Here is a 9,267-nt window from a genome sequence, read left to right on the forward strand (position 1 = left end):
CTTGATATTAAGGCTTTTGAGAAGATAGGAATTTGCTCCCAAATGCTTGATATTAAGGCTTTTGAGAAGAGTCCAGAATCAATTACTTGTCCTTTTAAAAAAACGCCTGACGCGTTCAAGCTGGGATTTTATTGAAGCTGGAGCGTTCATCTTATGGATCAGCGCAGGATGCTGAACCTTTCGCTAATCGATCATACTAAGTACGAAGGTTTTAAAAGTCTCTGCGCGGGAATTGTGAAAAGCTAATATCATGACTTAAGCAGCTGATCTATTGAATCAAAGAGTTTCTTATATTTTTATGAACGTAGTTTTGTTAACTGGTCTGTTTTTCGAAGAAGTCTAAAAAAAATTTAAAAATCTTCTTGAAAAAATATTAAGTTTTTGAGATACTAAAAGACGTTCGCGATTTGTTTCTTTTAGTAATGCGTTTTAAGATAAATGTAACAAAATTTTTTTTAAAAATTATTTTTAGATGTTCTATTTTTACGCCAATTTTATCAAACGCTGATAAAATTGATTGTTTTGTTTTGGCTACTGTTCAAAAACGTCCCATCACAACACTAGATGTTTGGGCTAGATTTTTGTTTCTGCCTAAAATACATCAAGTTTTCATTCCTCAAGCTTCTTTTTTTCAGTATGCCCCCTCTATTTTTAGACAAATTCTGATGGAGCGTTTACAGTTAGCGCTTGCTGTGCAGTACAAAATAGAAATTCCAGCTCAACAATTGGAACAAATGTACAGGTTTTGGCTTAAAGATTTAAAAAAATCTTGTCCTACGGTGTCTTTGCTGCCAGAAGAAATTAAAATTATAAAAGAACAATTAAGGGCTAATTTATCTTGGGATTCTTACATAGAGGGAAGGTATGGATCGGATTTTTTTGTAAGCAAAGAGGAAATCGCAGCTTATAAAAAAAATTGGTATCAACGTCCCGCTACGCTTAAATATATTCGTTATGGAGAAATTGTAATCTTTTATAAATTGCATCCTGAAGAGGCTCTAAAAGAGATGACTAATATTCGTGACATGTTGGATCAAGGTGCTCCCTTTCCTCAGGTAGCTAGTCAGTTTTCTCAAAGTAACAGTAAAAAAAATGCTGGTATTGTGGAATGGATACCAGAACATATGTTAGAACCTGATTTATTAAAGATCTTTTCTGAAAGCACCGAAGGACAGATATCAGGTCCTTATGTGTTGAAAAATTTAAGAGCAGTAGTCTGTGTCGTTTTTTTAGGGCGAAAAATGCAGAAAGAGCTAAAACAAGTTTGTCCCCCAGATTCAGAAATTAGAGCTATTCTTCGGCACGAGCGAAAAAAGAGCAGAATTCAGCAAGAAATAGATAAATTATTAAATGGGGAAAATTACGAAATATTAAAAGGAGCGGAAAAATATTTTTCTCCTGATCTTAAAGAATAAAGCAACTTATGCGATTAATTTTTAAAGTGTGTCTACCCCATATTCAGGCCATAGTGTTGCTGATTGTTGTTTTTTTGGTCCAAATTCCTTTTGCTCCGTTGGCTTGGAATTTCTTTTATATTTTTTCTGTCGGTTTGTCGCAGTGTTTTTGCAAAGAAAAATTAATAAGCATAATGTTGACGTGGGTATTGTTCGGAATAATAGGATGGAGTTGGATTTGCCCCATATCTCCTCGTATTCTCTCCAGTCCATGTGGAGGATATTTTTGGGGGATAATCCCCGTACTTTTGTGGACTAATTATTGTTGTAAAAAAGAAATTTCCAGTTGGATTAAGTGGTTAGGAGCGTTGTTTTTTCTAGAAATCTGCGGAGCAGTGCACTGTATTTTGTTAAGTCCCAATTTGTGTGTTGCTAGAAAATTTGGATTACTTGCGCTGTTTCCTTGGAATTTTTTTCAGTCTGTTTTGGGCATTGCATTTGATGGATTTTTTAGGCGTATGCTGAATAAATTTTTTTCTTACAATAAGTATATTGATCACTAAAGCGTGTTCATGAGTATGAAAATGATTGTTTTTACGAAAAATCATCCTAGGAAATTTCTAAAAAAGTAAGTCACCCTAAATTCCCTAAAAAAGTTGCTTAAACGTTTTTTTAATGATGATAAGCTCTAGGTTTATGAAAACATATTTTTAAGTTCTTTTTTTATATTTTTCTTGCGTTTTTTGCGAATAATCATTGTTTTACTAGACTTCTTCGTAAATTATCATTTATAGTAATTTAGGTTGAATTTGGTGTGATTTTTTTGTTACAATAAAAGGAAAACGACAAAGAGCTACGGCAACGATTTAATACAAAGGGTAATAGAATATTTATATCAAATCAAACTGAAAGTGTTGGACTAATGCGTTGAAAGTTGTCATTGACGCGGTCGACAAGATCCATGGCGATGTTGCCTCCGGTTTGGTTAATAACACGCCCATAGCGCCAATGGGGGGTAACGGATCTTGCGAGACAGTATTATTCCAAGCTTGGGTAGATTTCTGATCAAGGAACTAAATCCTGGTCAAGGTGTTATTATGGATAATACCTCTTTTCATAAATCCAAGAGAAGTATAGAATGAATAGAATCTGTAAAATTCAGTATAATTTTTCTACCTCCTTACTCTCCTGATTTGAATCCAATAGAGAAATTCTGGGCTAATATGAAGGGGTGAATTGAATGCAATATACTAAATTTCAACGCTCTGTTCGATGCTATTTTGTAGTTCTTTAAAATATCTAATTCAACCTAAATTATTATAGCTATAGCTAAATCAGTATAAAAAGATTACAATAAATGGAATTGAAATAAGAAATCAATTGAGTAAGGTGGCGTTTCTTTTTATTGTTTGGCTTGGGCCCATTTTTTCTCAATAAGATTGAGATCAGGGGAATAAGGATACAAATAAAGCAAACTACGACCTGCATCTTTTTCATAGCTTTCCCTTTTGGAAAGCGGCATTATTCATAACACTACCGCTTTCTTTTGGAATGTTTGGTAATAAAATCTGCTGTACCCAAGATGCAAAAAAATCTGTATTTACTGAGCAAAATATCAAACTAATTTCAATTATAGCTTGGTCAACTAAAGCGCCTAAGGCATTTGTTCTCCCCCAATCATGAGAGCCATAACACCGCTTGCCTTTATCAGAGCAACTATGCGTTTTTGGCGTATCGAGCAAAACCACTTTCATCACTCACTATAACCTATCTGCGTATCTTCTTTCAATTTTTTGGAAAAACGTAGATCTTTTTTTTGGATCGGATGATTGAGAGTTTATTTTTTTGATAAGACTATAAAAACGGAAAAACTGTAAGCCGGGTTCTGTTTTAGCGATCATTTATCTACGTAACTTTATTACTAAAGTACTTTAGCAGCCTACCCGAGTGACATTGCTCAAAAACACAGCACAATTTTATCACTCCTATTTGGCCTTGCTCCCAACGGGGTTTACCTTGCCGTATAAAATTACTTCCAACGCGGTGCGCTCTTACCGCACCATTTCACCCTTACCTTAAAAAAAGCGGTATATTTTCTGTGGCACTATCCCTCAAGTTACCCTGGCCGAGTGTTACTCGGCGTTGTGTTTTTGTGGAGCCCGGACTTTCCTCTTTAACATTATTTGTTACAGCGCTCGCTCATCTTTCCGCTCTTTTATTATAGCAAAACATACTTCTTCCTTCAATAAAAAAATAAATTGAAACCGAATACTAAAATTAGTTAACCTATTTTTTTACGATCCAAATTTAGACTTTCATAAACGCAGAATATAAAATTCTTCTCGTACGTTTAGCAACGCTATACGCTGAAAATTCTTTAAAAAGATCTTTAAAAAGAAGCTTTATATCACAACACACTTTTCACTGCAAAGAAATTTTAATTTAACACGTTTTTGATTTTTTATCAAAAAAACCCTTTAAGATGGGATTTAGGTTCTCAACTACCCCCCATATCACAAAGAAAACCAAAAACTCTAAATTCTGTTGCTAAACTGAATAATATATTATTTGAGCACAAATTTTACTTTTTTATACATCTCTTATTTCCTCCCGATCAAAGACTATATTATAAGAGAAAACTTTTTGCACTCAAAATTTCTTTAATTTTCCTAAAATAAAACCTATTATCTTTATCTGAAATTCTAAAATATCTGATAAAAAAAAATAAATAAACCCTTCTATCGAAAATATTCCTTACTCAGCTAAAACCCATCCTTTGCCATACGCCTAGACAGAGCACGCATTAATCTGCGACGCCCAGCTTTTTTTTGCTCTTTCCGCTTTTTCGAAGGCTGAATATACGCCTCCCTTTTTCGAATTTCTTTTACAAGCCCCTCTAACTGAAGTCTTCGCTTTACTTCTATTAACGCTTTTTCTACGTTTCCGTCTTTAACAACAACTGCCACTGTATTTTACGCTTTTTTATGCTTCCTTTGAAAATTCTATCACATTTTTTGTATTTGATCAATTTCCTTTTTGTTTTATCGCGTTATTTCTTCCTTAATCTCTCTTTTGCGAAATTAACTCAAATGTTTTAAATAGTGTAGTCACGAGAAATTCAACCAAAAAAAATATATCTAGTTTGAAAAACAGAAATAAATGAAGAAGTATTTTTTGCGTATCGCGTTGCAATTCTTCTTCAGCGTTTCAGGTAAAGAAATATGTTCTCTACAGGATGTCTAAATTTGTAAATATCTTTATTGTGCTGTCTTGGGAAATAACAGGATTTATGTTGTTTTTTCTTTCCTCGTCAACCATTTGATTGGTATTACGTCCTTTGTATGCAAGAAGATTTTGAGCATCTATTCCTTCAACACGCTGGCTAGCTTGTTTGCAATCAACAATGCTATCCGAGGTAAATTATCTCTGGCCGGCATGTCTCTGGGCATCCACGGCCAAATTTAGCTTCGAGTTGTATTTTCGCGTTGAGCCCTCTTTTGTGCAGCCCATGTCCTGGCGTACCTTCCTTAACCTCTGTTGCATAAGGATGCACTTTTATATGGCTAGCTGTTTAGTTCCTAACTCTTATAGTGTAATCTATAAAGAACTCAAGGAGACAAATTTACGGGAAATAATTATTGCATGCGAATGCAAGACACAGCCAAGAATCAGAAAAGAACTACAAGAATCTAAATAGAGCGCACCAACGCTTGCAAAACGCCATACCCTAAACGTCAAGACGGTTCTAAAATGGAAGAAGACATTAAGCGTTGAGGTATAAGCGCTCGGGCCCGACACAGCCAAAGCGCGTCTTATCCTTAACGCAGCACCATGTGCTTTCCAAATCTAGACGTATTTCTAAATTATCGCTTGATGAGGTTTATATTGCTCTAAAAGACACCTCCCCGAACTGAAACGTTCCAATTTTATTGCTGCCTTAAACGAAATGGTCTCAATGTTCTTCCAAAAAATGATGTGTAAAGCCCCCCTCAAGAAAAGAAACATTTTAAGAACTATCCATATTGGTTTTGTGCATATCGATACGCAAGTGCCCAGAGGGGAAGGGGTATCTTTTTGTGGCAATTCGGGTTACAAAATGCGTCTATATACCAAATCAAACTGAAAGTGTTGGACTAATGCGTTGAAAATTGTCCCAGGTTTGGTCGAAAAAATGCAGTATACTCTTGCCAAACTCTTTGGTAGAGACGAAAAATCGATTATTGCGCACATTTTCATTCTTTGATGGGGGGTATAGGAGGGAAAATAATGAATCTCAATCCCTTTTTTTTCGCTGCTTTTTGGGTCCTTGATCCAAGATCAGGTGAATGTTAGGCGCCTTTGGATAAGCATCTTTCAGCTGATCAAAAAACGTCTAAAAATTCTTAAAAGAATCTAGAGAATATTTTAAATACCGTGCTCTTAATCTTCAGGGAAATTAATATTTTTTTACGAGCTCTTTAATCAAAAACAAAATGTTTTTTTAGTAAATTTGTTGACATTTGGATATTTTTCTATACAATTAAAAAACTAAAAATTAATAAAGAATTTAAATGAATGACAAGGTTTTACTAAGTTTAATTTTTTTAGTTTTTAAATTTTTTTTTTCAGAGGATATTGTCTATGGATTAGGTCCAGAAAAAGAAAAAAGAACTATGGTTACTGAAGTTTCTTCTATTAGCCATTCTAATCTCGGTGCTATTTTTTCTACAGAAATAGATGAATTTAATTGCGCTTTGGTTGGCATACTAACGAAACAAGATGATGATATAGACTCTTTTAGTTTTTCAAAAAATGTGGTAGAAAAATGCGATTTTTTGTTGCGTATTCCGGAAAATTTTGATCGCATCACGAATTATTGTAATCCTTCTGTTTGTGAGTTAAAGCAAGCCTTGGAACACGTTGACTCAGTAAAATTGTTTAAAATTTTATCTCTATTGAAAAAAAATAGTTTTTCTATTTTAGATTATGTTTTAACGATTTTGGATTCTGCATCTCCTTTAATCCATTTAGATAACAGGTTTGTTGAATTGTGCAGAGCTCTTCTCCTTAATACACCGCTCTTAAGCGGAAACCGACAATCTGAAATTTTTGTTTCAAAATCTTCTCGTTTGTCCTTGCTTCCAGTGCAAAGCTCGAATGAAGCATTTTTTGGTAAAATTTGTAAAATTTTTAAGCGCTTAATCGGTTTTAAAAATGAACATTCAAGTACTCAAACGATCACAAATTTTGTTCCAACTCGTAAGAATAGTGTTGATTTACTGGACAAAAAAGCTGGGTTAGGTGAAGCTTTATGTGTTTTTAACTACCTTTTGGTCCAAAATGCTGATAAAAAAATAGTTTCCAGTATTGATGAAAAGATCATTTACGACGTTTTGGATGATTTGAATATGAAAAATAAAAATTTATTAGGGGGGGGGGTATTTAAAGTATTTACTAAGAAAATCGATGATTCGGAAGATTTTTTTGATGCTTTATCTGCTTTAAGACATATTTCTGTATGGAATTCCAGTCGAGAAGATGAAGAATATTCTGACCAAAATATTTTTGATCGTGCTTTGCATGAATTTATAGATCTTTCTTGTCCTAGTTTAGAAAAATTAGGACAGTTTTTAGATTTTTTTATTTCGGCGCATTCAGCATCACGTGAAACTTCAAACGTATGTATTTCGCGTAATGGGGAAATTTTGGAAAGATTTTTTTATATTTTGTTTACTAAGGTTCCAGATTTTAATTCTTCTTTTTTTGCCTCTTTGAATTCAAAGCAATATAACGGGTTGGAGCTGGACGCGGATCATAACTCAGGACGACATAGTAGGTTAAGTATGAATCATAACTCAGGGCGATATAGTAATTTAAGCATGAATCATAATTTAAGTAGAGCTTCAAGACAGCTAACTAGCTTAGAAATGGGCCATAATTTAAAAGGAGGTTTAAGCGAGGATTGTAATTCAATTAGAGCATCAAGAAGCTTTAATAGGTTGGGAACTGAGTGTAATTTAAGCGAAAAATCAAAACGATATAGTAGTTTGGGGGGGGATTATATCGCAGAGGATGATTCAGGGATATACAGTGGTTTTGGAATGAATACTGATCTAGATAGTAATTTAAATCAAAAAGAAATTTTTGATCTTAAAAATGATAAAGTGTTTGAAAGACTTATATCTGTTTGTGATGTTATATTAGAGCGTAAAAATTCGATTTTATTTTGGAGAGCGTTAATAGCTCTAAATAAAATTGAATACAATTCATCTTTACAAAACGCTTCTAAAGCGATTTCAAAGAAAAGGGAAGATTTTAGAAAAGTTTCTGATTATTTTGCAAAAAGTATTGAAGAGGAATTTTTTCATTTTGTTTTGCCTGATTTATTAAATGACAGTAGCTCAAAAACTTTTACGACTGTATTAGATATTTTGGATAGAAATTATTTTAGAAATTTTTGGCAAAGAGACGTAGTTAAAGTTTTAAAAAGCTCGTTAAGTACCGTAAAAATAGAGAAAATTGATCTCGTCATTAAAATATTATTAGAAAAGAAAATTGACTTAAACGTTCTTTATTCAATATTAGATGAATTAACTTTGGACAGAGTTGAGCGTATTGTTTCATTAATATTAGAGAAAAAAAATAATTTACCCTTTGTTCTTGCTCCTACACTTTTTTACAAATTGCTGAGTGTTTTTAAAAACAAAGACGATATTTTTAATAAAATTTTAAATGATTTTATTGACTGTGATCATTATAGAATGACCAAAAAAGAATTTTTTTTAGAGACAGTTTTTTGTTTGTATGAGGATTTAAATATTTTTTACCGTTTTTTAATTTCTGTAGCAGATTTTTATAGTAGAGAAAGAGAATATTCAGACTCTTGGATTGGGTTTTTAAAGACTAAACCAGCTTTTTTTGGTCACGCTTTAGTTGCATTTGAGCGTTCCATAAAAGCCATAGATAAAGAAAATCTCGATGCCAGAAAAAATCATAAAAATTTTGATACAAATAGTTTGGAACTGAAAAATCTAAAAGAACCTTCAAATAAAGTATTGTTTTTATTGGTGGATAATTCCGGAGTTAATTCATGCATTGTTCCGGCACTTACTGCCTTATGCGGTGAAAAAATTACTCCTGATCGTATTATATCCGCTTTATTAAACGATGACGAATCTGACAATCTCGGCCTTGCTTTGGATGCTTTAGATCGTGTTAATAGGTGGATTTTTCGTGATGCCTTGTATGGTTTAACAAGAAAAGCTGGAATCTCTAAAAATAATTTGATCAAGAAAGTAAAAAAAATCTTAGAAGAAAAAAATGATTCTAGTTCTTTGACTAAGTTTCTTAAAAAAATGGAGGTTGAGTAAAGGTACTAAGAAATTCTAAAAGTCGCTCAATAATTATAAAATCATAGTATGTAAATACAAACAATGATGAAATCAAATAAGGTATAAAAGTTTCAGATTTCTTATTTGATTCATCATCTCTATTTGAAGATTTTAACTAAAGATATTTTTTATTAGAATTGGTAAAGAAAGTCTTTTAAAAGTCTCTAAAAATGATTGTATGTAAATTTTGTGAATGTTCGGAGTTCTTTAAAATCGGTTTTGTTCGAGGGGGCAGCGGTACAAATATAAAAAATGTGGAAAAATTTTACGAGGTGTGCCCGATAAAGACAAGCTCCAAGCCCTCGTTTTATACGCAAGCGGCCTTTCAATGAACTGAATTGCTCAGCGTTTTGGTTTCAGCACGACCGCCGTTTTGAAGCATAAGTGTTGAAAGTGTCAAAATAAATGTTTAACAGCATTGAAATCCCCTCCTGAAATAATAATTAATGTTTTAATAAAAGATTTCTCTAGATCTAATGTAAATTGAAATAATGGAATTTTGA

At 33.0% G+C, this 9,267-nt stretch carries 8 protein-coding genes and 1 other RNA gene; 6 read left to right on the forward strand and 3 right to left on the reverse strand.

Annotation, left to right across the window (positions count from 1 at the left end; genetic code table 11):
- Positions 1–527 precede the first annotated feature (527 nt).
- The 4 genes from HE1_RS03870 to HE1_RS10360 all read left to right on the forward strand — a co-directional run bounded on the left by HE1_RS03870 (position 528) and on the right by HE1_RS10360 (position 2,629).
- Positions 528–1,415, forward strand: coding sequence for a peptidylprolyl isomerase (locus HE1_RS03870; protein WP_162531246.1), 888 nt, complete (start codon positions 528–530; stop codon positions 1,413–1,415).
- 8 nt (positions 1,416–1,423) lie between these two features.
- The gene (locus HE1_RS03875) at positions 1,424–1,957 is read left to right on the forward strand and encodes a hypothetical protein (protein ID WP_162480324.1); all 534 of its coding nucleotides are present in this window, start codon (positions 1,424–1,426) and stop codon (positions 1,955–1,957) included.
- Between the two features lie 364 nt (positions 1,958–2,321).
- Positions 2,322–2,459 carry a hypothetical protein gene (locus HE1_RS08945; protein ID WP_162531247.1) on the forward strand — a complete coding sequence of 46 codons (138 nt, stop codon included), beginning with the start codon at positions 2,322–2,324 and terminating at the stop codon, positions 2,457–2,459.
- Between the two features lie 101 nt (positions 2,460–2,560).
- Positions 2,561–2,629 (forward strand): transposase, encoded by a 69-nt coding sequence (locus HE1_RS10360; RefSeq protein ID WP_373279902.1) that lies wholly within the window; start codon positions 2,561–2,563, stop codon positions 2,627–2,629.
- Between the two features lie 258 nt (positions 2,630–2,887).
- On the opposite strand, the gene HE1_RS08950 is transcribed toward HE1_RS10360, so the two are convergent.
- From HE1_RS08950 to rpsU, 3 genes are all read right to left on the reverse strand, one after another.
- On the reverse strand, positions 2,888–3,151 hold the full coding sequence (locus HE1_RS08950) for a hypothetical protein (RefSeq protein ID WP_162531245.1): 264 nt from the start codon (positions 3,149–3,151) through the stop codon (positions 2,888–2,890).
- A 101-nt stretch (positions 3,152–3,252) separates the two neighbouring features.
- An RNA gene (gene rnpB / locus HE1_RS06540) (RNase P RNA component class A) lies at positions 3,253–3,605 on the reverse strand.
- A 551-nt stretch (positions 3,606–4,156) separates the two neighbouring features.
- Complete coding sequence (gene rpsU, locus HE1_RS03885; RefSeq protein WP_035544927.1) at positions 4,157–4,360, reverse strand: 30S ribosomal protein S21; 204 nt, start codon at positions 4,358–4,360, stop codon at positions 4,157–4,159.
- Between the two features lie 804 nt (positions 4,361–5,164).
- Between rpsU and HE1_RS08955 the strand changes: the two genes are divergently transcribed.
- Together HE1_RS08955 and HE1_RS03890 are read left to right on the forward strand one after the other, a co-directional pair.
- Positions 5,165–5,308: a hypothetical protein gene (locus HE1_RS08955; RefSeq protein WP_161630409.1), complete on the forward strand. Its 144-nt coding sequence runs from the start codon at positions 5,165–5,167 to the stop codon at positions 5,306–5,308.
- Positions 5,309–5,944: 636 nt separating this feature from the next.
- Positions 5,945–8,743 (forward strand): hypothetical protein, encoded by a 2,799-nt coding sequence (locus HE1_RS03890; RefSeq protein WP_035544929.1) that lies wholly within the window; start codon positions 5,945–5,947, stop codon positions 8,741–8,743.
- Positions 8,744–9,267 lie beyond the last annotated feature (524 nt).

It is taken from the genome of Holospora elegans E1, assembly GCF_000648275.1.
Classification (GTDB): Bacteria; Pseudomonadota; Alphaproteobacteria; order Holosporales; family Holosporaceae; genus Holospora; species Holospora undulata_A.